The sequence below is a fragment of the Pseudomonas sp. CYM-20-01 genome (assembly GCF_023169845.1).
Taxonomy (GTDB): Bacteria; Pseudomonadota; Gammaproteobacteria; order Pseudomonadales; family Pseudomonadaceae; genus Aquipseudomonas; species Aquipseudomonas azotoformans.
This window is the reverse complement of the sequence record NZ_AP025169.1, coordinates 125,169-150,911: the sequence shown is the minus strand read 5'-3', so window position 1 is coordinate 150,911 and position 25,743 is coordinate 125,169. Positions and strand designations below refer to the sequence as shown.

Here is a 25,743-nt window from a genome sequence, read left to right as displayed (position 1 = left end):
CAACGGGGAAAGGGCCTACAGCGCGTCTGCCTTGATTTCCTGGTAGCGCTTTTCCAGTTCCTGACGGATCTGCCGGCGCTGCTGGGCTTGCACGAACCGGCGCTTGTCTTCGCTGTTCTGTGGTTGCAGCGGGGGCACGGCGGCCGGTTTGCGCTGGTCGTCCACCGCGACCATGGTGAAGAAGCAGCTGTTGGTATGGCGCACCGAGCGTTCGCGGATGTTCTCGGTCACCACCTTGATGCCCACCTCCATCGAGGTGTTGCCGGTGTAGTTGACCGACGCGAGGAAGGTCACCAGCTCGCCGACATGGATCGGCTCGCGGAAGATCACCTGGTCCACCGACAGCGTGACCACATAGCGGCCGGCATAACGGCTCGCGCAGGCGTAGGCCACTTCGTCGAGGTACTTGAGCAGGGTGCCGCCGTGGACATTGCCTGAGAAGTTGGCCATGTCAGGGGTCATCAATACCGTCATCGACAGCTGGGCGTTTCCGGGTTCCATAGCACACTCACGGGTTGTAGGCATTGGTTGGGGGGCACCTCTGCGGGTGCTGGAATCTTTGCAGAACCATCCATAACGGGACGCCGGTAGGGGGCTTGCCGTCACGCGCGCACCGATCTGTTTCCATATATTGCACCGGCTTTCCGGCGGAAGTCGCGGTGTTAACCTTCAAAAGCCCATCTCAGGGCATTTCTTACGATCAAGGCAGACTTTTCCTTCCGCACTTTGCGACATTTCAAAGGCGCGCGCGGAAGTGGGAAAAGCGCCAGTACCCTCAAGGAGCCCCTCGCCATGCACGCCATCAGCTTTATCCAGGACTTGGCCGTGATCATGCTGGTGGCAGGGGTTGTCACCATCCTGTTTCACCGCCTCAAGCAGCCGGTGGTGCTGGGCTACATCGTCGCCGGGTTCATCATCGGCCCCCACACCCCGCCGTTCGGTCTGATCCACGACGAAGACACTATCAAGACCCTCGCCGAGCTGGGGGTGATCTTCCTGATGTTCTGCCTGGGCCTGGAATTCAGCCTGCGCAAACTGTTCAAGGTCGGCGCCACCGCGTTTATCGCGGCCTTCCTGGAAATCATCCTGATGATCTGGATCGGCTACGAAATCGGCCGCTGGTTCGACTGGAATACCATGGATTCACTGTTCCTCGGCGCGATCCTGGCGATTTCCTCGACCACCATCATCGTCAAGGCGCTCAATGACCTGAAGATGAAGAACCAGCGTTTCGCTCAACTGATTTTTGGCGTGCTGATCGTCGAGGACATCCTCGGCATTGGCATCATCGCCTTGCTGTCGAGCATTGCCGTCAGCGGTACGGTCAGCTCCGGCGAGGTGTTCTCCACAGTCGGCAAGCTCTCGCTGTTCATGATTGTCGCGCTGGTCATCGGCATTTTGCTGGTACCGCGTTTGCTGGCCTACGTGGCCAAATTCGAAAGCAACGAGATGTTGCTGATCACCGTACTGGGGTTGTGTTTCGGTTTCTGCCTGCTGGTGGTCAAACTGGAATACAGCATGGTGCTGGGCGCGTTCCTGATCGGCGCAATCATGGCCGAATCTCGGCAGTTGATTAAGATCGAGCGCCTGATCGAGCCAGTTCGCGACATGTTCAGTGCTATCTTCTTTGTCGCCATCGGCTTGATGATCGACCCGCAGATCCTACTGCAATACGCCTGGCCGATTGCGGTGATCACCGTGGCCGTGGTGCTGGGCAAGATGCTGTCCTGCGGCCTGGGGGCGTTTATCGCCGGCAATGATGGCCGCACCTCACTGCGCGTGGGCATGGGGCTGTCACAGATTGGCGAGTTTTCGTTCATCATCGCGGCGCTGGGGATGACGCTGCAGGTGACCAGTGATTTCCTCTACCCGGTGGCGGTAGCGGTTTCGGCCATCACCACACTGCTCACGCCGTACCTGATTCGCGGTGCCGACCCGCTGTCGTTGAAGATCGCGTCGGTCATGCCCCAGCGTATGAGCCGAGTATTCGGCATGTATGGCGAATGGCTGCGCAGCATTCAACCCCAGGGCGAGGGGGCGATGCTGGCGTCGATGATCCGCAAGATCATCCTGCAAGTGGGCGTTAACCTGGCACTGGTGATTGCGATCTTCTTTGCCGGCGGCTTTTTCGCGGCGCGCATCGGTGGGTATCTGGAAGGCTGGATCAGCGATCCGAGCTGGCAGAAGGCGTTGATCTGGGGCGGGGCGTTGCTGTTGTCGCTGCCGTTCTTGATTGCGGCATACCGCAAGCTCAAGGCGCTGTCGATGCTGCTGGCGGAGATGAGCGTGAAGCCGGAAATGGCCGGGCGGCATACCCAGCGTGTGCGAAGGGTGATCGCGGAACTGATCCCGATCCTCTCGCTGCTGGTGATCTTCCTGCTATTGGCAGCCTTGTCGGCCAGTATTCTGCCGACCAACAAGTTGCTGGTGCTGATCGCCGTGGTCACGGCGGCGGTGGCGGCGGTGCTCTGGCGCTGGTTCATCCGCGTGCATACGCGGATGCAGGTTGCCTTGTTGGAGACGCTGGATAACCATAAGGATACGCCGGAGCATTGAGGGGATTTTTTGGGGGGGCTGCTTCGCAGCCCGACGCGGGGCAAGCCCGCTCGCCACAGCAAGCCGGCTCACCATAGGAAGCATGGCAGCCTAGCAACGCTGTCAGCTTTCCAGCCAGACGTCCCGCGCCCAGTGCCACACCGATTCCCAGGTTTCTTCGGTGACGATTTCTTCTTCGCCGGACCACAGCACCACGGTGCCGTCTTCTTCGACGCAGTAGTAGTCGTCGCCGTCCTGGCAGATCGGGATCAGGCTGCGGTCGACACCGGCGTCCCAGGCGTTGGCGGCCACGTCCGGCAGATAGGTGTGGGACTGCGGGTCGGTGACGGTCACCGGCTCCAGGCTGCCGTACACCACGTCGCTGACGGTCAGCAGGAATTCACGGAAGACAAACGGGATGTCGATGAACAGTTGTTCCTCGATCTCCACCAGTTGGTCTTCGTCAGGCAGCTCCAAGGGAACCGGGACCGGTTCGTTGGCTTCACGCAATTGTTCGATGATTTCTTCCACGGCCGGGATCCTCTTGCTAGATGGCGCGGTTTATAGGGGCGTTTTATACAGTAGCTCGCTATAAGTGCAACCGTGAAATAGAAAACCCCGGACAGGTCCGGGGTTTTTTGTATCTGTTTACCAAGCGTGCAGGGATCAGCCGTTCTGGCGGATACCGGCGACCAGCCATGGCTGGTTATCGCCCTGGGCACGTTCCATGTTCCAGCTTTCGCTGAACACTTCGCCCTGGTCGAAACGCGAGGACTTCGACACACCGCTGAAGGTCAGGGTGGCGATGGTCTTGTCGGCGCGATCATCCACACCGTCCAGTTGCACGCGCAGGTCGTCGATGTAAGTCGACTGGAATGCATCGCCAATCTCGGCGCGTTCGCGCTTGAGGAACTCCAGCAGTTGCGGGGTCACGAACTCGGCGATCTTGTCCATTTCGTTGGCGTCCCAGTGCTGTTGCAGGGACTGGAAGTGGCTGCGGGCCGCTTCGACGAAACGTTCTTCGTTGAACCAGGCCGGTGCGTTGATCACCGGACGGGCCGCAGCTGGCGCTGGCGAACCACCGAAGATCGAGCCCATGGCTGGTTTTTGCTCGAACACTTCACGCTGCATCGGCGCGCCGGCTGGAGCCATGTGCTCCTGCTGCTTGCGGCGACGGGCGGCGATAAAGCGGAAGACCAGGAAGGCGATGACCGCCATGATCAGGATGTCGAAGATCTGCATGCCCTGGAAGCCGCCGCCCATGAACATGGAGGCGAGCAGGCCACCGGCGGCGATGCCGGCAAGAGGGCCCAACCAGCGCGAAGCACCGCCGGCCTTGGCTGCAGCGCCTGCAGCACCGGCGGCGCCTGCGGTGGCCGCAGCACCGCCGGATGGAGCCATTTGGCTAGTCTGGTGAGTCGGTGCTGCGCCTGAGCTTTTGCCGCCACCGAAGCGTTTGGCGTTGGCGTCGAGGCTCATCGTCAGGCCGATGCACAACGCCATGGCGATGCTAAGAAAACGTTTCATAAAGGGAATTCCCATTTGTGGATTGCACGCGCGCCATGTTGCACAGGTGTGGTGACAGTGGCTAGCGGCATAATGTTTCGGGCTTTTGCGTAGGACCGATTCAGAGTGGTCTGTAGGACTTATTACAGATATTGGCCCGCGCTCGTTAAAAACAAGGGCGGGCCAAAAACCTTCATGTGGGCAAATGTTTCAAATGGCTTCGAGCTTCGCGTAACCCATCATCAGCCACTTGCTGCCTTCGGCGAAATTCACCTGCACGCGCGCCTGGGCACCCGCGCCTTCGAAATTGAGGATCACCCCTTCGCCGAATACCGAATGCCTGACCTGTTGGCCAAGGCTGAACTGGGTTTCCGGAATCTCGGAGCCGGCGAACATGCTGCTGGAGTTCTGCTGCTGTCCACCACCGAACGGGCGGCTGACGCTGTTGGACAGGCGCACTTCCTGGATCAGCCCCTTCGGTACTTCACGTACGAAGCGCGACACCTTGTTGTAGGTCTCGCTGCCGTACAGGCGTCGGGTCTCGGCGTAGGTCATCACCAGGTTCTGCATCGCCCGGGTGATGCCCACGTAGGCCAGGCGACGTTCTTCCTCAAGGCGGCCGGGCTCTTCCAGGCTCATCTTGTGCGGGAACAGGCCTTCTTCCATGCCCACCAGGAACACATACGGGAATTCGAGGCCCTTGGCGCTGTGCAAGGTCATCAGCTGGACGCTGTCTTCATGCTCGTCGGCCTGGGTATCACCGGCTTCCAGCGACGCGTGGCCGAGGAATGCGGCCAGCGGGGTCAGCTCTTCGTCTTCCTCGGTGTTTTCGAACGCACGGGCAGCGCTGACCAGTTCCTCAAGGTTTTCTACCCGGGCCTGGCCTTTCTCGCCTTTTTCCGCTTCGTGGTAGGCGATCAGCCCGGACTGCTCGATGACGGTCTGGGTCATCAAATGCAGGGGCATTTCCGCGCACTTGGCCGCCAGGTTCTCGATCAGCTCGACAAACACACCCAGCGCACCCGCCGCACGACCGGTCAGGCCTTTATTGGCGATGAGCAGGCGCATGGCTTCCCACATCGACACATCGGCGTGGCGTGCGTGGTCACGAATGGCTTCGACGGTTTTTTCGCCGATGCCACGGGCCGGGATATTGATCACCCGTTCCAGCGCCGCATCGTTGCCACGGCCTTCCAGCAAGCGCAGGTAAGCCATGGCGTTCTTGATCTCGGCCCGCTCGAAGAAGCGCTGGCCGCCATAGATGCGGTACGGGATACGTTCGCGTAGCAAGGCTTCTTCCAGGACCCGCGATTGGGCGTTGGAGCGGTACAGGATCGCGATGTCGCTGCGCGCCAGGCCGGTTTTCAGCGCACTTTCGATGGTTTCCACCACGTAGCGCGCTTCATCGTGTTCGTTGAACGCGGCGTACAGGTTGATCGCTTCGCCTTCGCCGCCGTCGGTCCACAGTTCTTTGCCCAGGCGCCCGGTGTTGTTGGCAATCAAGGCGTTGGCCGCCTTGAGGATTCCGGCAGTGGAGCGATAGTTCTGCTCCAGGCGGATGGTGACCGCGTCCGGGAAGTCTTCGGAATACTGGTAGATGTTCTCGATTTTCGCGCCACGCCAGCCGTAGATCGACTGGTCGTCGTCGCCCACCACCATCAGGCTGTCGCCACCTTTGGCCAGCAGGCGCAGCCAGGCGTACTGCACGGCGTTGGTGTCCTGGAACTCGTCCACCAGGATGTGGCGGAAACGTTTCTGGTAATGCGCCAGCAAGCCTGGGTTATCGCGCCACAGGTCGAGGGCACGCAGCAGCAGTTCGGAGAAGTCGATGACCCCGGCGCGCACGCAGGCGGCCTCGTAGGCCTCATAGATGCTGCGCATGGTGGCCAGGAACAGATCGCCGCTGGCCTGGATATGTTGCGGGCGCAGGCCTTCGTCTTTCTGGCCGTTGATAAACCATTGCGCCTGGCGCGCGGGCCAGCGTTGTTCGTCGAGGCCCAGCTCGCGGATCACCCGCTTGACCAGGCGTTGCTGGTCATCGCTGTCGAGGATCTGGAAGGTCTGGGCCAGGCCCGCTTCCTGCCAATGCGCCCGCAGCAAGCGGTGCGCCAGGCCGTGGAAAGTGCCTACCCACATGCCGGCCGGGCTGATGCCCATCAGCTGTTCGATGCGGTGGCGCATCTCGGCAGCGGCCTTGTTGGTGAAGGTCACCGACAGGATGGAATGCGGGGACGCGTTTTCGACCTGGATCAACCAGGCGATACGGTGCACCAGCACTCGGGTTTTACCGGAGCCAGCACCGGCCAGGACCAACTGACGGCCAACGGGGGCCGCTACGGCCTGGCGTTGGGCATCGTTGAGGGAGTTCAGCAAAAGGGAAAGATCATCGCGCATCGGCGTATTCTATGGCCCCCGGGGGAGTGGGGCAAATAACAATGCCGGGTGGTCGAGGCAAACCTGCGGGGTGATGACCGGTCGGTCAATGGCCACAGCCCGCGCCGCGTCTCACTCAAGCCGTCTGGCCCGGAAGTTTGCGCGGCATGAGCGTGCGGTTTTATGACATGGAGCAGTTTGGCCCAAGCGCTTGCTTGTGTATGCTCCGTCGACGTTTCGGGCTCACCATTATAAGAACACTGCCTATGACCCTTAGCACCGACCTGCTTGGCCCCTCGGCGGCTCCCGCGCAGGTTATCCGTAAACACTACGCCACGGAGATGGCGGTCGAGCGCACACGCCTGCTGTATCAAGGCTCGCTGCTGCCGACCCTGTTGATGTTGGTCAATGGCCTGGTCTGCGCCTGGCTACTGTGGAACCCCCAGCAATACCTGTTGGACAGCGTCTGGTTGGTCTGGCTGCTGGCCCTGGTGGCGATGCGTGTGATTCAGGTGGCCGCGTTTGACTCGGCGATGCCCAGCCGCCAGGCCCAACCGGTGTGGCAACGCATGTTCCTGCTCGGCTCGGCGGTCAGCGGCCTGACGCTGGCCACCGCCGCCATCGCCCTGGTGCCGGTGGACAGCTTCATGCAACAGGCCTGGGTGTTCGGCCTGATCGGCGCGGCGACCTTGTCGGCCAGCGTGGCATACGCCGTGAGCCTGCCGGCGTTCCTGTCCTTTGCCTTGCCGTGCCTGGTGCCGTCCATCCTCTACCTGTTCTGGAGTGGCGACCCGCAGCAGCGCGGCTGGGGTGTACTTGGCCTGATCCTGCTGGCGTCCTTGAGCCTGGTGGCGTGGCAGGTCAATCGCCTGATTCAGCGCGGGTTGTTGCGCCGCTTCCAGAACCAGGCGCTGATCGAGCACCTGCAACAGGCGCAGCAGCGCAGCGAGCAACTCAATCAGGAACTGGTGCGCGAAGTCGAGCAGCGTCGCCAAGTCGAACAGGAACTGCGCGAAGCCCAGACCGGCCTGCAAGACCGTGTGGCACAGCGCAGCCAGGAACTGGACGCCGCCAGCCTGGCCCTGAATAAAAGCGAAGCGCGCCTGGCCATGGCCCTGCAAGCCAGTGAACTGGGCCTGTGGGACTGGAACCTGCAAACCGACGAGGTCCATCACACCCAGCTCAAGGAGCTGTTCGGCCTGGAGCCGGAGTACGTAACGGCAATGCTCAGCCACCTCAAGCCGCGCCTGCACCCCGAAGACCTGCCGCTGCTCAAGCGTGCCCTGGTGGAACACCTCAAGGGCCGCAGCGAGGACTACCAGGTGGAATACCGCGTGCGCCATGGCGACGGGCACTGGGTGTGGATCGAAGACCGTGGCCGCGCCGTGGAGCGTGCGCCCAGCGGCCGGGTCACGCGCATGCTGGGGACGCGCCGCGATATCAGCGCCGGCAAGGCCCTGGAGGAACAGCAGCGGTTGGCCTCGACCGTATTTGAAGCCGCCAGCGAAGGCATTGTGATCCTTGATCCGGACTACAAGCTGATTGCCGTCAACCAAGCCTTCAGCCGTGTCACGGGGTTTGAAACCGACGACATGATTGGCCGCAACGTGGTGGAACTGCCCAGCAGCCGTGACGCCCGCCGCCATTTCCCGGTGATCCGCCAGGCGTTGCTCAGCCACGGCACGTGGCAGGGCGAATTGGTGGAGACACGCAAAAACGGCGAGCTGTATCCGCAGTGGCTGCAATTGAATGTCGTGCGTGATATTCGAGGAAAAGTCAGCCATATCGTGGGCTTCTTCGCCGATCTTTCAGCACGGCGTGAGTCCGAAGAGCGTATGCGCTACCTCACTCACTACGACGAACTGACCGGCCTGGCCAACCGCTCGCTGTTCCGCGAACGGTTGCGCGAAGCTCACCAGCGCGTACGCCAGGGTGGGCGCAGCCTGGCGTTGCTGCACATCAACCTGGACCGCTTCAAACTGCTCAACGACAGCCTGGGCCATGAAGTCGCCGACCAGTTGTTGCAGAAAATGGCGCGACGCTTAATCAACGCCTTGCCCGAGGCCGACACCATTGCACGGCTGTCGGGGGATGAGTTTGCTGTGTTGTTCGACGCCTACGGCAACCTGTCGAGCCTGGCGCGGGTCGCTACGCGGCTGCTGGCCAAACTGCGGGTGCCGGTGACGGTGGAGGGGCACGAGTTGGTGGTGAGTGCCTCCATGGGCGTCAGCCTGTTGCCGGACAACGCGCGGGAAATTTCCGCGTTGGTCAGCCAATCGAACATGGCCATGCAGCACGCCAAACACTTGGGCGGCAATAACTTCCAGTTTTACACCGACAGCCTGCAAGCCAGCACCCTGGAGCGCTTGCAGCTGGAAAACCACCTGCGCAAGGCCATCGAAGAGCGTCAGCTCACGGTGTTCTATCAACCGAAACTGTGCCTGGCCACTGGCAAGCTCAACGCGGCCGAGGCGCTGATCCGTTGGGAGCACCCGCAGTGGGGCATGGTGCCGCCGGGGGACTTTATCGGCCTGGCCGAAGAGACCGGCCTGATCGTACCCCTGGGCGAATTCGTGCTGCGCGAGGCCTGCTGGCAAGCCTGCGAGTGGCAGCGCCAGGGGTTGGCGCCGATCCGGGTATCGGTGAACCTCTCGGTACACCAACTGCGCCAGGGCAAGTTGGTCAGCCTGGTACGCCAGGTGCTCGAAGAAACCGGCCTGGACCCGCAATACCTGGAGCTGGAGCTGACCGAAAGCCAATTGCTCGACAGCGTCGAACACATCATCGCGACCTTCCAGCAACTGCGAGACCTGGGGGTGAAGCTGGCGATTGACGACTTCGGCACCGGCTATTCGTCACTCAGCTACCTCAAGCGCATTCCCGTGGACTACGTGAAGATCGACCAGACCTTCATCCGCGGCCTGGGTCAGGGGCGCGAAGACGCGGCCATCACTCGGGCAATCATCGCCATGGCCCACGGGCTGGCGCTGAAGGTGGTGGCGGAGGGTGTGGAAGATCAGCAACAGCTGGATTTCCTGCGGGGTGAGCGTTGTGACGAAGTGCAGGGCTATCTGATCAGTCGGCCGATGCAAGCTGATGGGTTGGCAGATTTGTTACGGAAAAATGCAGAATTTCCTTAACGACGCTGGGGACGCCCCTGTGGCTACAACGCGGCTGCCCTTAGATTCAAAGGGGGGGCAGGGCGATTTAGTGATGCGTCGGACGGGCAAAACGGCAATTCTTGTAGTATAACTACAAGCTTGCTACATCCCTGGCCCTGCCCATAACAAGAGTCCTGCCCTTTGAACCTGTTGCAACATATCGCCCAGTCGCGCCACCTGTTACGCAAATCGGAGCTCAAGGTTGCCGATCACGTGCTGCTTGACCCTGCGGCTGTGATGCACAGTTCCATGGCCGACCTGGCCCATAGCGTGGGTATCAGCGAACCGACCATCGTGCGCTTCTGCCGCGCTATTGGTTGCTCCGGGTTCCAGGACTTGAAACTCAAGCTGGCGCAAAGCCTGGCCGCTGGCGCCAGCTTCGGCCAATTTGCGATCCATGAAGACGACTCTGTCGCCGACTACAGCCTGAAAATCTTCGACACCACCTTGCACACCCTCATGGAAGTGCGCGAGAAGCTCGACCCGGTGGAGTTGCAAAAGGCCGTGACGGCGATGTCCCAGGCCCAGCGCGTGGAGTTCTATGGCTTTGGTGCTTCGGGCGCGGTGGCAGCTGATGCCCAGCACAAATTCTTCCGTTTGCTGCTCACCGCCGCGGCCTACAGCGACCCGCACATGCAAGCCATGTCGGCGGTGACCTTGAAGCCTACGGACGTGGCCATCTGCATTTCCCAGTCGGGCCGCTCCAAAGACCTGCTGATCACCGCCAACCTGGTGCGTGAAAGTGGTGCATCGCTGATCACCCTGTGCCCAAGCCAGACGCCGTTGGCGGAACTGTCTACGGTCAACCTGGCGATCGACGTGCACGAAGACACCGAAATCTACACGCCGCTGACTTCGCGCATCGCCCACCTGGTGGTGATCGACGTGCTGGCGATGGGCGTGGCCATGGCGCGTGGGCCGAGCCTGGTCAACCACCTCAAGAGCGTGAAGCGCAGTCTGCGCAGCCTTCGCCTGTCACCGAAATCCGTCAAAGCCCTCGACGATTGACCTGAGGTCAAAATGTGGGAGGGGGCTTGCCCCCGATTACGGTGTATCAGTCACCAAATGCATTGGCTGACCCACTGCTATGGGGGGCAAGCCCCCTCCCACATTTGGATTTCCTACAGATCAGGAATGTTCATCGTCTTGTCATGCGTGTGCCGCCAAACCGTAACTCCCCAAGGCCATCCTGAACTCCCCGTACTCGCATTGGGAGACTCCAAATGGCCCGGACTTACGAAGACAGCAACAGCTCCGTCAAAACCCGTCGTCAGCAGGAAGACCAACGCCGCATGGCGTTCCGTCGCGCAATCGAAGACCGTTGTGAGGAGCGCCAGTTGCTCCAGAGTATCAGTGACTACCCGGAACTCCACTGGCAGGCACCCGCGGCTTCCCAGCGAAGCGCTCAGCCAGCACGCTGATCTGCACCCGTTCGCTGCGGATAAAGCCCAGGAACGCATGGGCCACCGGTGACAGGCGCTTGGCCTTGGCCTGCACCAGGCACCAACTGCGGTACAGCGGCAGTTCTTCCACCGGCAGCTCCTTGAGCCCGCCGGTGGCCAGCTCCATGTTGACCGCGTGGCGCGTCAACAGGGCCACGCCCAATCCTGCACAGACACACTCACGCTGCGCCTCGGCCGAGGCCACTTCCACCGTCTGGGTGAAGTGCACGCGTTTTTCCTTGAAGTACTCCTCGCAGGCCAGTCGCGTGCCGGAACCTGGTTCGCGCAGCAACAGCGTGTAGGGCTCCAGGTCCTGCAGGCGCAGCGGGCCTTGCAGGCTCAAGGGGTGGTCGGGAGGCGCCACAGCGACAATCGGGTTGTTGAGGAAGGGCAGGAATTCCAGGCCCATGTCCTGGGGCACCATGGACATGATCACCAGGTCGTCGCGGTTGTCCGAAAGCCGGCGAATCACCTGGGCGCGGTTCACCACCGTCAATTGCAACTGCACTTCCGGATGCTGACGCTTGAAGGCGGCGAACAGGTGCGGCACGAAGTACTTGGCGCTGGATTCAATCGCCAGTTTCAGCTGGCCCTGCAACGAACCCTGCATGTCCGAAAGCTGCATATCGAGGTTTTCCAGGCGCCCGAAGATGTCGCGACTGGCGCGCTGCAGGGCTTCGGCAGCCTCGGTCATGTAGAGCTTTTTGCCCACGTAATCGAACAGCGGCTGGCCGATCAGCTCTTCCAGTTGACGGATTTGCAGGCTGACGGCTGGTTGCGTGAGGGACATTTCCTCGGCCGCACGGCTGTAGGAGCGCAAATCGCACACCTCATGGAAGATCTGCAATTGACGCAATGTCAGTCGCATCAATGACTTACGCATTTTCTAATTCTCTCGCCACCGGCTGTTCGGACAACTATAAGTCTTTACTTATGCCCGACCCAATAATTATTGATTTTTGTTAATCCCTTGGCGGGCTTAGTGTGTGTCTCGCGACTGTCATGAAACATTTGGTCACGCGCCGACCCGGCTCCAGTGGGTCGAAGAACGCAGCAATCGGCTCAAGGGAATTTCCAAGTGATAAAAAAGATCCTGATCGCCAACCGTGGTGAAATTGCCGTACGAATCGTGCGTGCCTGCGCCGAGATGGGCATTCGCTCGGTCGCGGTCTACTCCGACGCCGACCGCCACGCGTTGCACGTCAAGCGTGCCGACGAAGCCCACAGCATCGGTGCCGAGCCCCTGGCCGGCTACCTGAACCCGCGCAAGCTGGTGAACCTGGCGGTGGAAACCGGCTGCGATGCGCTGCACCCCGGCTATGGCTTCCTGTCGGAAAATGCCGAACTGGCAGACATCTGCGCCGAACGCGGCATCAAATTCATTGGCCCATCGGCCGAAGTCATTCGCCGCATGGGCGACAAGACCGAAGCGCGCCGCAGCATGATCAAGGCCGGTGTGCCGGTCACGCCGGGCACCGAAGGCAACGTCGCGGATATCCACGAGGCACTCACCGAAGGCGACCGCATTGGTTACCCGGTGATGCTCAAGGCCACGTCCGGTGGTGGTGGTCGTGGTATCCGTCGCTGCAACAGCCGCGAAGAACTTGAACAAGCCTTCCCCCGCGTGATTTCCGAGGCCACCAAGGCCTTCGGCTCGGCGGAAGTGTTCCTGGAAAAATGCATCGTCAATCCCAAGCACATTGAGGCGCAGATCCTCGGTGACAGCTTCGGCAACGTGGTGCACCTGTTCGAGCGCGATTGCTCGATCCAGCGTCGCAACCAGAAGCTCATCGAAATCGCCCCGAGCCCGCAACTGACCCCTGAACAGCGCGCCTACATCGGCGACCTGTCGGTGCGCGCCGCCAAGGCCGTGGGCTATGAGAACGCCGGCACCGTGGAGTTCCTGCTCGCCGAGGGCGAGGTGTACTTCATGGAGATGAACACCCGGGTGCAGGTGGAACACACCATCACCGAAGAAATCACCGGGATCGACATCGTCCGCGAACAGATCCGCATCGCCTCCGGCCTGCCACTGTCGGTGAAGCAGGAAGACATCCAGCACCGTGGTTTCGCGTTGCAGTTCCGTATCAACGCCGAAGACCCGAAAAACAACTTCCTGCCCAGCTTCGGCAAGATCACCCGTTACTACGCGCCCGGCGGTCCCGGCGTGCGTACCGACACGGCGATCTACACCGGCTACACCATCCCGCCGTTCTACGACTCTATGTGCCTGAAACTGGTGGTGTGGGCGTTGACCTGGGAAGAAGCCATGGACCGCGGCCTGCGCGCCCTGGATGACATGCGCCTGCAAGGCGTGAAGACCACTGCCGCCTACTACCAGGAAATCCTGCGCAACCCGGAATTCCGCAGCGGCCAGTTCAACACCAGCTTCGTGGAAAGCCACCCTGAGCTGACCAACTACTCGATCAAGCGCAAACCCGAAGAGCTGGCCCTGGCCATCGCCGCCGCCATCGCCGCCCACGCAGGCCTGTGAGGAATACAACAATGTCCAAGAAAATCTTTGTCACCGACACCATCCTGCGCGACGCCCACCAATCGTTGCTGGCGACCCGCATGCGCACCGACGACATGCTGCCGATCTGCGACAAGCTCGACAAAGTCGGCTACTGGTCCCTGGAAGTCTGGGGCGGCGCGACCTTCGACGCCTGCGTACGCTTCCTCAAGGAAGACCCGTGGGAGCGCCTGCGCAAACTGCGCGCCGCATTGCCCAACACGCGCCTGCAAATGCTGCTGCGCGGCCAGAACCTGCTGGGCTACCGTCACTACAGTGACGATGTGGTGAAGGCGTTCGTGGCCAAGGCGGCTGTGAATGGCATCGATGTCTTCCGCATTTTCGACGCCATGAACGACGTGCGTAACCTGCGCGTGGCCATCGAAGCGGTGAAAGCCGCCGGCAAGCATGCCCAAGGCACCATCGCCTACACCACCAGCCCGGTGCACACCGTTGAAGCCTTCGTGGCGCAGGCCAAGCAGCTGGAATCGATGGGTTGCGACTCCATCGCGATCAAGGACATGGCCGGCCTGTTGACCCCGTATGCCACCGGCGAGCTGGTCAAGGCGCTGAAGGCCGAGCAGAGTCTGCCGATCTTTATCCACTCGCATGACACTGCAGGTTTGGCCGCGATGTGCCAACTCAAGGCCATCGAGAACGGTGCTGACCATATCGACACCGCCATCTCCAGCTTCGCCTGGGGCACCAGCCACCCAGGGACCGAGTCGATGGTCGCCGCCCTTAAAGGCAGCGAGTTCGACACCGGCCTGAGCCTGGAGCTGCTGCAAGAGATCGGCCTGTACTTCTATGCCGTGCGCAAGAAGTACCACCAGTTCGAAAGCGAATTCACCGCGGTCGACACCCGTGTGCAAGTCAACCAGGTGCCGGGCGGGATGATTTCCAACCTGGCCAACCAGTTGAAAGAGCAGGGCGCCCTCAACCGCATGAGCGAAGTGTTGGCCGAGATCCCGCGCGTACGTGAAGACCTTGGCTTCCCGCCGCTGGTCACCCCGACCTCGCAGATCGTCGGCACCCAGGCGTTCTTCAACGTGCTGGCCGGCGAGCGTTACAAGACCATCACCAACGAAGTGAAGCTCTACCTGCAAGGCGGCTACGGCAAGGCGCCGGGCACGGTGAACGAGAAACTGCGGCGCCAGGCCATCGGCAGCGAAGAAGTGATCGACGTGCGCCCGGCCGACCTGCTCAAGCCGGAAATGACCAAGCTGCGCGGTGAAATCGGCGCGTTGGCCAAGTCCGAAGAAGACGTGCTGACCTACGCGATGTTCCCGGACATCGGGCGCAAGTTCCTCGAAGAACGCGACGCCGGCACCCTGGCGCCGGAAGTGCTGCTGCCGATCCCTGAAGCCGGCGGTGTGGCGCGTGCCGGTGGCGAAGGCGTGCCGACCGAGTTCGTCATCGACGTGCACGGTGAAAGCTACCGCGTGGACATCACCGGTGTTGGCGTGAAGGCCGAGGGCAAGCGTCACTTCTACCTGTCCATCGACGGCATGCCGGAAGAAGTGGTGTTCGAACCGCTCAATGAGTTCGTCAGCGGCGGCAGCAGCAACCGCAAGCACGCTACCGCGCCGGGCCATGTCAGCACAGCGATGCCGGGCAATATCGTCGATGTGCTGGTCAAGGAAGGCGACGTGGTCAAGGCCGGCCAGGCCGTGCTGATTACCGAAGCCATGAAGATGGAAACCGAAGTACAGGCCGCGATTGCCGGCAAGGTCACCGCCGTTCATGTGGCCAAGGGCGACCGGGTCAACCCTGGCGAAATCCTGATTGAGATCGAAGGCTGATACAGCCTTCGACACGACCGTTTAATCCTCGGGGGGGCAGGTGCCCCCCTTTTTTTTGCCTGGAGTTTGGTGGGTCAGAAGCTCATCTTCCATTGCCCCATCAGGCCGTGGTTACGGCTGTTGGTACCGGCCTGGGCGCTGTAGGTCAGGCCGACGGTGTGTTGTGTCGACAGGGCCAGGTCCAGCCCGGCTTGCAGATCCAGGCTATTGCGATCCAGCGAAGTGCCCTGGACCGTGAAGCCGTCAACCCGCCCTGGCAATGCGCGGTAGGACTGGCGCACCTGGCTTTCGACCTCGCCGTAGAGGTGTTTCCAGCCGGTGCTGAGATGAGGTGTGAGGCTGAGCTGGTTATCGAATCGATACACCGTTGCCAGGCGAAGGCCCACGGTGCTGCTCAGGTTCTGCTGGGTTTGTGCGCCAACGTTCAGTGCGGTCAGGCCACCGGCTTCCTTGAAGCTGTCGCGGTGGTAACGCTGGAAGCCGAGGCCGGCGAAGGGCTCCACGCTGACATCCGCGCTGCCCAGTTGATAGCCCAGTTCGGAAAACAGGGTTTGGCTCTGGGCGTTGTATTGGCCCCTGAGGTGCTCCTTGTAATCCAGCAGGTTGACGCTGCGTTTGTTCTTTCCCGCATGGTCGCTGTAGATCGCGCCCAGGCGCAGGGCCAGCGGGCCGTCCCGGCGTACGGCATAACCGCCCAGGTGCCAACTGTCCAACTCGGAGGCGAAGCGTGGAGTGTCGAAATGGCTGGTGGATTTTGCGCCCAGTACACCCACGCGCCAGGCGTGATCCAGTGCCCAGTCGGCGCCCAGCAGCAGGCCTTCGGTGCTGTATTTCAAGCCGGCGCTGCCGCCTTGTTTATCGAGGCGGCCGTCGTGGCCCAGGCCTTGAACCCAGAAGTGTCCTTCGTCGTCGGCGGGCAGTGTGCGCAGGGTTGAAAGCAATTGGTTGCCGAGGTGCTGCGTGCTGTTTTGCGTTGCGCCCGTCAGGTTGGCGTTCTGGCTGCCGGCCAATTGCTCAAGGCTTGCACCGATTCCGCCAGGCTGTTTCTCCAGCGCATCACCGAATTTCTCCAGGGCTTTGATCTGCTCGGCCGTCAGCTCCCCGGACTGCAGCAAACGAATCAGCGCGGGCTCCAGCACCTTGGCCACTTGCAAGCCATTGTGCGAAGTGGCCTTGCGGGTGAGATAACCGTCGAGGGGCGCCGCTTTGGTTTCGGGCACGTAGACCCACGCGTCATCCAGTGCATCGTAGGGTTGATACCAGTACGGCGTGTATTCGATATCGCCCCGCGCCTGTGCGGTTTGAAGGCTGGCGGCGCTGAGAGCAAGGGCAATGACAAGGGCAACTCTGTGCGGTGTAAAAGGCATGAAATCCCAACCTCTGATGAATGAGGCCGGGAATTTAGCGAGATGGTGGGGTGATAACTGTCAGGCCATCGACCCCTGGTTTGCGGGAGTTGTCTCTAGTACGGGGCGATTAAAAACTCATCTTCCTTTGCTCGATGTTTTTTGAATCTGCATTTTATTGCGTTCATAGTGGGTGCGTGAGCTCCGTATCTGCACTATATTGCAATTTCAGTTCACCTTTTCAGCTGGTGAATGCATTAAATTGCAGGTGAGAGCCATGGTCTGTTTGACACTACAAATCTACGCTGAAGGAAAGTGGCAGGACGCCATGCTCCTGACATTTGATACGCCGCAACTGGGTTTCGAAAGTCGGTGCAGTTTTGGTTATGACCAGCGCTATCTGGTGGAACACCTTGATGAACTGGCGACACCCTTCGCCACTTCGGTGAGTGCCGCGTTCCCACTGCAATGGGAGGGTGATAGAGCCCAGCATGCTCCCGCTTTTGTACATGACATCGCACCTGCGGGTGCCGCTAAACGTTTTCTGATGGCGCGTATTGGTGGGGATAAACCAGATGACATCAGTGCAGACCTTTTTCTGCTGATGCGCAGTACGCCTGCCCCCATTGGACATATGCGAATCAAAGAATCGGTTGAGGCTTTGGACAATCGAACCCCCATGGGGTTTGAACGTCATGAGGTTATCCGGCGGGATAACCGTTTCCTGGAGTATGCCTATGAGCAAGGCGCAGCTATCGGCGGAGCCACGGGGGCGGGCGGGGAGGCGCCAAAGTTACTGCTGACAGAAAACCTGGACGGTTTGTTATTCCCGGATGCGGTGCTGGACGACGAGCAGGTCAAGCAGCATTGGTTTGTGAAGTTTGCACGCAACAAAGGCACACAGACGGATCAGGACATCCTGCGTAGCGAATTCCACTACTACAAAGCCTTGCAGGCCTTGGGTATTGATACCGTGGCGGAGTCGGGGTTATCACTGGAGGAAGCGAGCAAGCCCAGTGTGTGGATGCACCGTTTTGATCGGCGCGTCACTGCGCAGGGGGTCGAACGCTATGCCGTGGAGTCAATCTACTCATTGGCGGGTGTCACGGTGCCCGGCAGCGCCATGGCGCATCGTGAGGTGGTGACGTTGTTGGTTGAATTGTGGCGAGAGGCTGGTCAGTCCAATCAAGTACCGGGGTTGGTCGCTGAGTATCTCAAGCGCGATCTGTTGAACAAAATCCTCGGCAACTCGGACAACCATGGTCGCAATACCTCGATCATTCGCGAAGCGAACGCCCTGCGTCTTGCACCCATCTACGATTTGGCGCCGATGGTAATGGACGACGAAGGCATCACGCGCACGACCAAATGGCCCAGGGAGCTGGAGCGGGCGGGCGACGTGGATTGGCGGGGTGTATGTCATTCGCTGGGTGATCTTGTCGACAGCGAGCAGCTGTTCGAAGACCTGAGGGAGGCCGCGCAACAGCTTTCAGCCCTGCCAGACATACTCAATGCCAGCGGCCTGCCTGCAGTGACAATGAACCATCCCGGCATTGCGTTGAAACATCTGCCGCAGCGGTTGAAAGAATGGGGACTGAAATGAGCTTGACCGTGGAAGAACGCACCCTGTTGATTGAAAGCATTCAGGATGCCTTGGCAGAAGGCACACTGGAAATCGCCGAAGCGGTACGCCGCTTGCGCACCGAAGTCACCGGCCTGCATCAAAGCCAGTTTGCCAGGATGTGCAAAATCTCCGTGCGTACCTTGGTGCATATCGAGCATGGCGAAGGCAATCAGACACTGAAATCGCTGAATGCAGTATTCCGGCCATTCGGATTGAAGATGGGGGTGGTGAAGGTGCGCAGAATTTTGTAGGAAAAGGAGTTATCTGCGTTTATCGTCTTCTTGGCGTTTGTATAAAATCATGGCTCACCTATAGTTCAGCCGTCGCCGAATTTTCGGTGACCGACTTTAGCCGGTCGGTAAAAAATGATGCACAAGCGCCCGTTCAGACGTGGCGCTTTTTGTTGCCTGGCAGTTCTATCTATGGCGGCTGTGCGCGGGACACCTTCGGGTGTGCCGGGTTTTTCATTTTTCCCGGTCGGCTAACCCTCGTACAGTTGCCACCCAATTTGTTTAGCCGCAATGGGTGGTGGTTTTCATCTAAATAAATGAGATAGAACCATGCCTAACTACACCCCTCTCGATAGCAATATCAGTTGTGACCCTGTTTTTTTCCTCAATGTCGACGCTGAAGCCCGCGAGCTGTTCGAGACCGCCACGCAACGCATCCAGGCGGCCCGTAACCTCCTGAACAGCGTGACCTGTTTGAGTACCGAGCTAGCCGAAGGCGCTGATTTGCAGCACGTCGCTTCTGCGGCGCATGTGTTGTTGCAGGACGGCTGCGACGCTTTGCAGGCGTTGGGCTGGAAAGTCAAAGCGACGTCTGCCAAGCCATCTGTCTAGAGAATTAGCATCAATCCATAAATACTGTATTTTTATACAGCTACTGCTCAATCGCCGCGTGAGTATTCATCTGCACGCGGCGAATTGGCAATTGTTGATTTCTATTTTTTAACGCAACATCGTGTGATCGCGATAAGCAGGACGTCTAAACCTTCAAAGCAAGGTAGAATCGCGACCCGCAATGGGGGGTGTATGGCAAAAGAGGCAAAAATCGCGTTTGTTGAGCTGGAGGTTCCAGGTTTTTTGGAATTGCCGGCTCAATCATTGGTGGCCGCAAAAGCGATGGCCCGCTCGATATCGGCCAGTTTTCCAGCCCATAAACAGCTTGTCTTGACCCGTTCCTTCGGAGCCCGGCTTATTCAGGCGTGGTGGGAAGGCCTCACCCAGGGACACATCGTTCCTCAAGAACTACGACCCCCAATTGCCGCGTTTGAGACTTCAGAACTTCCTTTGGTCGCCCAATCGCTTGCAGACCAGATTGGCAGAATGGCTGCCAAGCTCGATGCGGAGGCGGCGGCTTACCAAATTGGTCTGACCTATACTGGGATGCTTCCCACTGAGCATCGTGGCGAATTTGGGGTTTTTTATACCCCACCAGCACTAACTGCCCGTCTTATCGATCAAGCTACTGCTGCCGAGGTAAATTGGGCTAAGTGTCGAGTTCTTGATCCGGCATGTGGCGGCGGCGCTTTCCTTGCACCCATTGCGCAACGGATTATGAAAGAGCTTGAGTCGTGTAGCCCTAAACTGTTGCTTCAAAGCATCGGAAATCGGTTGCATGGTTTTGAAATCGATCCATTCGGGGCTTGGTTGAGTCAAGTCACTCTTGACGCTGTATTACTGCCAATTAGTAGTGTTTCAGGTTTGACGTTACCTGTTATGGTTACGGTATGCGACTCTCTTCGGCAGCCGCCTGCAAAAGATCAGTTCGATCTGGTGATAGGTAATCCGCCATATGGTAAGGCGAAACTTGACTCAAAAACGCGTGAGCTTTACAGGCGTTCGTTATACGGCCATGCAAACCTTTATGGTTTATTCACGGACCTTGCTATTCGCCAAACGAAAGTTGGAGGAATAGTCGCCTATATCACACCTACGTCTTTTTTGGCAGGTGGTTATTTCAAAAATCTCCGAGATTTAATAGGCAGAGAGGCTCCTCCCTTATCTATAGATTTTGTTGCTGCTCGCAAGGGCGTTTTTGATGACGTTCTTCAGGAGATGGCACTAACAACTTACCGAAAAGGTGGTAAGTTGGCTCCGGTAAAGGTGTCAGAAATTACGTCATCGCCTGATGGTATGTTAGAAGTGACTGAGACTGGTTTTATTACTCTTCCGAGAGAATCCACTTTTCCTTGGATTTTGCCACGTAACCCGAGTCAAACTCTATTGGTCGAGAAGCTTTCGAAGATGCCCTGTCGTTTGGCTGATTGGGGATATGGAGTTAGCACGGGGCCTCTAGTTTGGAATCGTCATAAATCACAATTGGTTTATAAGGCCGGTACTGGTAGATTTCCTCTCATTTGGGCAGAGGCTATTACATCGGACGGAAAGTTTATATTTCGAGCGGAGAAAAAAAATCATGCTCCATATTTTGATTTGAAGTCTTCAGATCTTCATCTGTTAACAACAAAACCTTGTGTTTTACTGCAGCGGACGACCGCCAAAGAGCAAACTCGTCGCTTGATTGCAACTACACTTCCTATTGAGTTTTTGGAGCTGCATGGCGGGGTCGTGATTGAAAACCACATCAATATGGTCAAGCCGTTAAGTGAGATGCCAAACGTTAACGCTTCTGTATTGGTAGCTTATCTAAATAGTGGTGCAGCTGATAGAGCTTTCCGATGTGTTAGTGGTTCTGTAGCCGTGTCAGCATACGAACTTGAATCACTCCCTCTTCCCGCCCCGTCTGACCTGCTTGAGCTAAGTCAATTGGTAGAAGCGGGTTGTACAAGAGAAGTTGTTGAAGAGGCTTGCTCTAAACTATTTAAGGATTAAATTGTGCTTCCACCCTATGCATCAAGAGCGCTGATCGCTGAACGTCTACCAATTATTTTCCCAGAAGGTACTCCAAATCGTACCTACTGTATCCGTGAAATTACCGCTAGTACAGTTTTTGCGATGCTCTACATTGGCGCTGTAGAAGGGGAAGATGTTTGGCTTGGCCCAGTACATGTGTATCGAATGACGGACGTACAAGCAGAGATCTTTGATGATGCTGAGCGTTTGGCTTATCGAATGAATTTGCGTAAAAAATCTTATCAAGTACCCGGTAGTCGATGGTATGCAGATAATACAAGAGAGCCTATTCGTGATGAAACCCTTCGTGAAGGACTGCTTGTCGTTGGCGCTGTAATTGAAAAGGCAGGCGTTCCTACAACTTCGGGGGCACCGAGATATGCTTTAAAAAAAGACCTGGCAGCACTATTTGACCCGCGCTTGGTGGGTGAGGCTTTAGAGGTCGCGATTCTAGCGTGGCAAAAAAATAATCTGTCTCATAGCGCGAGAGCTCGTGTGTCCCTAATGCGCGCAGGAACTACAGGGAAAGGCGGTGTGATTGTTAGTTATCCTAATGGAGATACTCGGCGACTTGCGTCTGGCCCCAGCTCTGATATTTCCAAGGCGGTCGTGGAGGTGTTTGCTGTTAAATTTTTAGAGATGCCAGGAGTTATTTGGCTTAGCGAGTCGGGTAATAAAACAGCTCATTCAGATATAAAATTGGCCTCGTCTATTGGTCTAGATATTCAAGCGAATAAAGATCTTCCGGATCTAATTTTGGTAGACGTGGGCTCATCGCATCCATTGATCGTATTTGTGGAGGTCGTTGCGAGTGACGGCGCGATTACCCCTCGCAGACAAGAAGCATTGTATGCGATCACGGACAAAGGTGGATTTGATCGATCGCAGGTTACTTTTGTGACGGCTTATGCAGATCGTGAATCAGCCGGTTATAAAAAAACTATGCCAGGCCTCGCGTGGGGGTCATTTGCATGGTTTATGTCAGAACCGGACAATCTTGTAATTTTGCGACGCGGTGCTCGCCTCTTGGCGGATCTGAATTTAGATACCTATCAGCCGAGTGTCGATTGATAGGCAGCGATTGTAAGGTGTAGTGATGTAGGTGATTTGCTCGCATAGATAAAGGTATGTCAGTCGATGTGAATTCGGCTGACATACGTTAATTGAGAGCCGGTCCCCATATATTTTGTCAGGCACGGCACTGCGCCAATGTTTTCACCTGCCCATCCCCGCGCTGATTCTCTTGCGACAACCACTTCTCAAACCCCGCTCCAACCTTCGGCCACTCCGAATCGAGGATCGAGTACCACGCGGTATCGCGGTTCTTGCCCTTCACCACCATGTGCTGGCGGAACACCCCTTCGAAACTGAAGCCCAACCGCTCGGCCGCGTACCTGGAGCGATCGTTGGCGTTGTTGCACTTCCACTCCAGGCGGCGGTAGCCTTGGTCGAACGCGTGTTTGGCCAACAGGTACACCGCCTCGGTGCTTTTCGGCGAGCGCTGCATCGGTGCGCCGAAGGTGACGTGGCCGATTTCGATACGGCCCTGTGCGGGGACGATGGACATCAGGCTGAGGAGGCCTTGCACCTGGCCGGTCTGGCGGTCGACCACGCAGAAGAAGTACGGGTCGCTGTGGGCCGCGTGGTTGTTCAGCCAGTCATTGAAGGCGCTGCGTTCCGGGAAAGGGCCGTACGGCAAGTAGTCCCACAGCTTGGGGTCGGCGCCGCGGCCTTGAAGGGCCTGGAACAATTCGTCGCCATGGCGGGCCGGGTCGAGTTTTTCCAGGCGGATGAAGCGCCCTTCAAGCAGTTTGACGGTAGGCGCCGGGGCGCCTTTCCAGTCGGCGAGGGAAGTAGTCATGCTGCGCTCCTTAAAGACCTTTGCGAAATTGGATGAACCCAGGGCGTTCGGCGATGCGTTCGTAGAGTTGGATCGCGGTGGCATTGGTCTCGTGGGTCAGCCAGTGCACCTTGGCGCAGCCATCGGCCTTGGCGGTGGCGTAGACGAATTCGATCAGCTTGCGACCGACGCCGGTGCTGCGTTGGGCCGGGTCCACCAGCAAGTCCTGCAGGTAGCAGGAATTCTCGATGCTCCAATTGGAACGATGGTAGATGAAGTTAACCATGCCCACCGCCTTGCCGTCCTGCCAGGCCAGGGCCGAATGCGTCGGCTCGCGGGTGTCGATCAGGCGTTGCCAGGTACTTTGGCTGACGGCGTCCGGCAGTTCGGTTTCGTAGAACTTCAAATACGCCTGCCACAGCGGCAACCAGGCAGCATGGTCGGCGGCGGTGACCTGGCGGATGTCGATCGGGCTCATTCTGGGGCTCCTTGGGGAATAAAGCGGGCGAGGGTCTGGTCGCGCACGTCGGCGCTGGTTGCCAGGCCCGCACGCACGCCGGCGATGTCGGCCGCACTGCGGTTCTGGCTGAGTTTGCGTTTGCCGATCAGGCGCTCGATCGGCAGGGCGAAGCCGACGATGGCCTTGAGCATGCCGTCGATATAGTCGGCCGGCGCGTCGCTGACTTTCCAGGGCTGGGCGCGGCCGCCTTCATGGCGATCGGTCAACGCAGTGACCACCGCGAGCAAGCGCTCGGCATCGTTGAACACCTCGGCTTTGCCATAAGCGTGCACGGCGATGTAGTTCCAGGTAGGCACGACTTTGCCGTGCTCGGCCTTGGCCGGGTAGAACGCCGGGCTGATGTAGGCCTCGGCACCCGCGAAGATCACCAGCGCTTCGCTGCCGTTCTGCAGGTCTTTCCACTGCGCATTGGCTTTGGCCAGGTGCCCGTAGAGTGTGCCGTTCGGGCCTTCATCGGGGTTGAGCAGCAAGGGCAGGTGGCTGGCTTGCAGGCCATGCTCGCCAAAGGTCACCAGTTGCGCCAGGCGGGTGTGCTGGATCAGTTGCTGCAGTTCGGGCAAATCGTCGAGGGCAAAGGCGCGAGGTGTGTACATGGAAATATTCCTTGGCGAATGCCTGCATCCTAGGCAGGCTAATGGCTCGTTGAAAGAGCCATCTGGCACCCATTTCATAGGTCCAATATGTCGCCTGTCTCGCCGCCCCTGTCGTTCAACCCTGCCGGAATTGAGCTGGATCGTCGTCAAGGCCTGACGCGCCAGCTGTATGACGCCCTGCGCCAGCGCGTGCTGGACGGGCGATTGGTCAGTGGGACGCGTTTGCCGGCCACCCGTGACCTGGCGGCGGCGTTATCGATTTCCCGTAACAGCGTGGTGCGCGCCTACGATCAGCTGTATGCGGAGGGGTTTATTGAAAGCCGGGTCGGCGATGGCACCTATGTGGCCCAATTACCCAGCGCAAAAAAACTATCCACAAAAGTATCCACAGGGTTTTCAACAGGCTTATCCCCAACCTTATCCACAAAATGGGCGGATTTGCCGGAAGACCTCGACAGTGAAGTTATCCACAGCGTGGGCTTGGCGCGGATAAAAACCAACCACCTGTCTCTGCCGCCAGCGGGGCCGCCACGGGCATTTCGTGTGGGTGTACCCGCCTTCGATCTGTTTCCGTTCGAGGTCTGGGCCAAGCTGAACGGGGCATTCTGGCGCAATCCGGACCTGGAACTGCTGTGCTACGGCGACCCCGCGGGCGACGGCCGCCTGCGTGGTCTGATTGCCGCCTACTTGCGCAGCTCACGAGGCATGCATTGCACGGCTGAACAAATAGTGATCACCAGTGGCGCGCAGCAGGCCATCAGCCTTTGTGCACAGTTGCTGGTGGAGCCCGGTGATGGCGTGGCGGTGGAAAACCCCGGCTATCGTGCGGCCGGGCATGCGTTCGCCCTGGCGGGCGGGAAATTGCACGGCGTGCCGGTGGATGGCGAAGGCATTGATTGTCAGGTGCTCAATACCTTGAGCGATTGCCGCGTGGCCTATGTCACACCCTCCCACCAGTACCCGATGGGGGTGGTGATGAGCCTGGCGCGGCGCCTGGAGTTGCTCGCCTGGGCCGAGCGCACGGGCGGTTGGATCATCGAGGACGACTACGACGGCGAGTACCGCTACAGCGGCGCACCGTTGTCGCCCCTGGCCGCGCTGGATCGCAGTGGGCGCGTGCTCTATGTCGGTACTTTCGGCAAGGTCGCCTTCCCTGCGTTGCGCCTGGGCTATCTGGTGTTGCCGGCGGGCCTGGTGGATGCGTTCGCCCGGCGCCGTGCCGTCGACATGCGCCACTCCGAGGTCAGCACCCAGGCGGTGATGGCTGAATTCATGGCCGCTGGGCATTTCCAGCGCCATATCCGCCGCATGCGCCGTGCCGCGTTGAGCCGGCGCAATACCTTGTTGGCGGGTTGGCCAAGCGGGTTGGCCGGTGTCGGCGAGTTGCCCAGTGTCGCCGCAGGGTTGCATCTGACGGTGCGCGTGGACAGCCTGGCCCGCGAGCAGCAGTTGCTCGAACTGGCGCGGGCCGCTGAGGTTGAAATCAATGGCCTGAGCAGTTATTGGCTGGCGCAATCCAGCCCGCCTGCGGACCAGCGTGCCGGCCTGGTATTGGGGTTCGCCGCCGTACCGGAGCCAGCGATTGTCCAGGCGCTGGAGCGCTTGCGCAGGGTATGGCAGTGAGCGAGCCC

General features: G+C 59.2%; 21 protein-coding genes. 12 read left to right on the top strand and 9 right to left on the bottom strand.

Annotated features, from left to right (window positions below):
* Positions 1-15: 15 nt before the first annotated feature.
* Positions 16-501, bottom strand: a complete 486-nt coding sequence (locus M2497_RS00645) for an acyl-CoA thioesterase (protein WP_033897247.1) — start codon at positions 499-501, stop codon at positions 16-18.
* A gap of 291 nt (positions 502-792) precedes the next feature.
* Here M2497_RS00645 and M2497_RS00640 point away from each other — a divergent pair, with 291 nt between their 5' ends.
* Positions 793-2,556 carry a cation:proton antiporter gene (locus M2497_RS00640; protein WP_058424318.1) on the top strand — a complete coding sequence of 588 codons (1,764 nt, stop codon included), beginning with the start codon at positions 793-795 and terminating at the stop codon, positions 2,554-2,556.
* Between the two features lie 102 nt (positions 2,557-2,658).
* Here M2497_RS00640 and M2497_RS00635 read toward each other — a convergent pair whose 3' ends face one another.
* The 3 genes from M2497_RS00635 to uvrD all read right to left on the bottom strand — a co-directional run bounded on the left by M2497_RS00635 (position 2,659) and on the right by uvrD (position 6,435).
* Positions 2,659-3,066, bottom strand: coding sequence for an SMI1/KNR4 family protein (locus tag M2497_RS00635; RefSeq protein ID WP_028618538.1), 408 nt, complete (start codon positions 3,064-3,066; stop codon positions 2,659-2,661).
* A gap of 135 nt (positions 3,067-3,201) precedes the next feature.
* Positions 3,202-4,062: a Tim44 domain-containing protein gene (locus tag M2497_RS00630; RefSeq protein WP_248485430.1), complete on the bottom strand. Its 861-nt coding sequence runs from the start codon at positions 4,060-4,062 to the stop codon at positions 3,202-3,204.
* Between the two features lie 189 nt (positions 4,063-4,251).
* Positions 4,252-6,435, bottom strand: coding sequence for a DNA helicase II (gene uvrD, locus M2497_RS00625; protein WP_248485428.1), 2,184 nt, complete (start codon positions 6,433-6,435; stop codon positions 4,252-4,254).
* 245 nt (positions 6,436-6,680) lie between these two features.
* Here uvrD and M2497_RS00620 point away from each other — a divergent pair, with 245 nt between their 5' ends.
* The 3 genes from M2497_RS00620 to M2497_RS00610 all read left to right on the top strand — a co-directional run bounded on the left by M2497_RS00620 (position 6,681) and on the right by M2497_RS00610 (position 10,996).
* A complete protein-coding gene (locus M2497_RS00620; protein WP_248485426.1) occupies positions 6,681-9,554 on the top strand; it encodes an EAL domain-containing protein in 2,874 nt (957 codons plus the stop codon).
* Positions 9,555-9,716: 162 nt separating this feature from the next.
* Positions 9,717-10,583: a transcriptional regulator HexR gene (gene hexR, locus M2497_RS00615; RefSeq protein WP_003177007.1), complete on the top strand. Its 867-nt coding sequence runs from the start codon at positions 9,717-9,719 to the stop codon at positions 10,581-10,583.
* A 215-nt stretch (positions 10,584-10,798) separates the two neighbouring features.
* Positions 10,799-10,996 (top strand): hypothetical protein, encoded by a 198-nt coding sequence (locus M2497_RS00610; RefSeq protein WP_248485424.1) that lies wholly within the window; start codon positions 10,799-10,801, stop codon positions 10,994-10,996.
* Here M2497_RS00610 and M2497_RS00605 read toward each other — a convergent pair.
* Positions 10,926-11,900: a LysR family transcriptional regulator gene (locus M2497_RS00605; RefSeq protein WP_248485423.1), complete on the bottom strand. Its 975-nt coding sequence runs from the start codon at positions 11,898-11,900 to the stop codon at positions 10,926-10,928. The two genes, M2497_RS00610 and M2497_RS00605, sit on opposite strands and share 71 nt — an antisense overlap.
* 195 nt (positions 11,901-12,095) lie before the next feature.
* On the opposite strand from M2497_RS00605, the gene M2497_RS00600 reads away from it, so the two are divergent.
* Both M2497_RS00600 and oadA read left to right on the top strand, forming a co-directional pair.
* A complete protein-coding gene (locus M2497_RS00600) occupies positions 12,096-13,511 on the top strand; it encodes an acetyl-CoA carboxylase biotin carboxylase subunit (protein ID WP_003195732.1) in 1,416 nt (471 codons plus the stop codon).
* Positions 13,512-13,522: 11 nt separating this feature from the next.
* On the top strand, positions 13,523-15,331 hold the full coding sequence (gene oadA / locus M2497_RS00595) for a sodium-extruding oxaloacetate decarboxylase subunit alpha (protein ID WP_058424313.1): 1,809 nt from the start codon (positions 13,523-13,525) through the stop codon (positions 15,329-15,331).
* Between the two features lie 74 nt (positions 15,332-15,405).
* On the opposite strand, the gene M2497_RS00590 is transcribed toward oadA, so the two are convergent.
* Positions 15,406-16,698, bottom strand: a complete 1,293-nt coding sequence (locus M2497_RS00590) for an autotransporter outer membrane beta-barrel domain-containing protein (protein ID WP_248485422.1) — start codon at positions 16,696-16,698, stop codon at positions 15,406-15,408.
* 256 nt (positions 16,699-16,954) lie between these two features.
* Here M2497_RS00590 and M2497_RS00585 point away from each other — a divergent pair, with 256 nt between their 5' ends.
* From M2497_RS00585 to M2497_RS00565, 5 genes are all read left to right on the top strand, one after another.
* Positions 16,955-18,280, top strand: a complete 1,326-nt coding sequence (locus M2497_RS00585; RefSeq protein ID WP_248485421.1) for a HipA domain-containing protein — start codon at positions 16,955-16,957, stop codon at positions 18,278-18,280.
* Entirely contained in the window at positions 18,277-18,552 is a 276-nt protein-coding gene (locus M2497_RS00580; protein WP_248485420.1) for a helix-turn-helix transcriptional regulator, read from the top strand. The genes M2497_RS00585 and M2497_RS00580 overlap by 4 nt, the downstream gene beginning before the upstream one ends.
* A 309-nt stretch (positions 18,553-18,861) precedes the next feature.
* On the top strand, positions 18,862-19,143 hold the full coding sequence (locus tag M2497_RS00575) for a hypothetical protein (protein WP_248485419.1): 282 nt from the start codon (positions 18,862-18,864) through the stop codon (positions 19,141-19,143).
* A gap of 192 nt (positions 19,144-19,335) precedes the next feature.
* Positions 19,336-21,138 (top strand): N-6 DNA methylase, encoded by a 1,803-nt coding sequence (locus tag M2497_RS00570; protein ID WP_248485418.1) that lies wholly within the window; start codon positions 19,336-19,338, stop codon positions 21,136-21,138.
* A gap of 3 nt (positions 21,139-21,141) precedes the next feature.
* Complete coding sequence (locus tag M2497_RS00565; protein ID WP_248485417.1) at positions 21,142-22,230, top strand: BsuBI/PstI family type II restriction endonuclease; 1,089 nt, start codon at positions 21,142-21,144, stop codon at positions 22,228-22,230.
* Positions 22,231-22,348: 118 nt separating this feature from the next.
* Here M2497_RS00565 and M2497_RS00560 read toward each other — a convergent pair whose 3' ends face one another.
* Genes M2497_RS00560 through M2497_RS00550 form a run of 3 tightly spaced genes read right to left on the bottom strand, consistent with a single transcriptional unit; the run spans position 22,349 to position 24,112 of the window.
* A complete protein-coding gene (locus tag M2497_RS00560) occupies positions 22,349-23,020 on the bottom strand; it encodes a GNAT family protein (protein ID WP_248485415.1) in 672 nt (223 codons plus the stop codon).
* A 10-nt stretch (positions 23,021-23,030) separates the two neighbouring features.
* Complete coding sequence (locus tag M2497_RS00555) at positions 23,031-23,477, bottom strand: GNAT family N-acetyltransferase (protein WP_248485413.1); 447 nt, start codon at positions 23,475-23,477, stop codon at positions 23,031-23,033.
* Positions 23,474-24,112 (bottom strand): FMN-binding negative transcriptional regulator, encoded by a 639-nt coding sequence (locus M2497_RS00550; protein WP_248485411.1) that lies wholly within the window; start codon positions 24,110-24,112, stop codon positions 23,474-23,476. The genes M2497_RS00555 and M2497_RS00550 overlap by 4 nt, the downstream gene beginning before the upstream one ends.
* 87 nt (positions 24,113-24,199) lie before the next feature.
* Here M2497_RS00550 and M2497_RS00545 point away from each other — a divergent pair, with 87 nt between their 5' ends.
* The gene (locus M2497_RS00545) at positions 24,200-25,735 is read left to right on the top strand and encodes a PLP-dependent aminotransferase family protein (RefSeq protein WP_248485409.1); all 1,536 of its coding nucleotides are present in this window, start codon (positions 24,200-24,202) and stop codon (positions 25,733-25,735) included.
* The last annotated feature ends 8 nt before the right edge of the window (positions 25,736-25,743 follow it).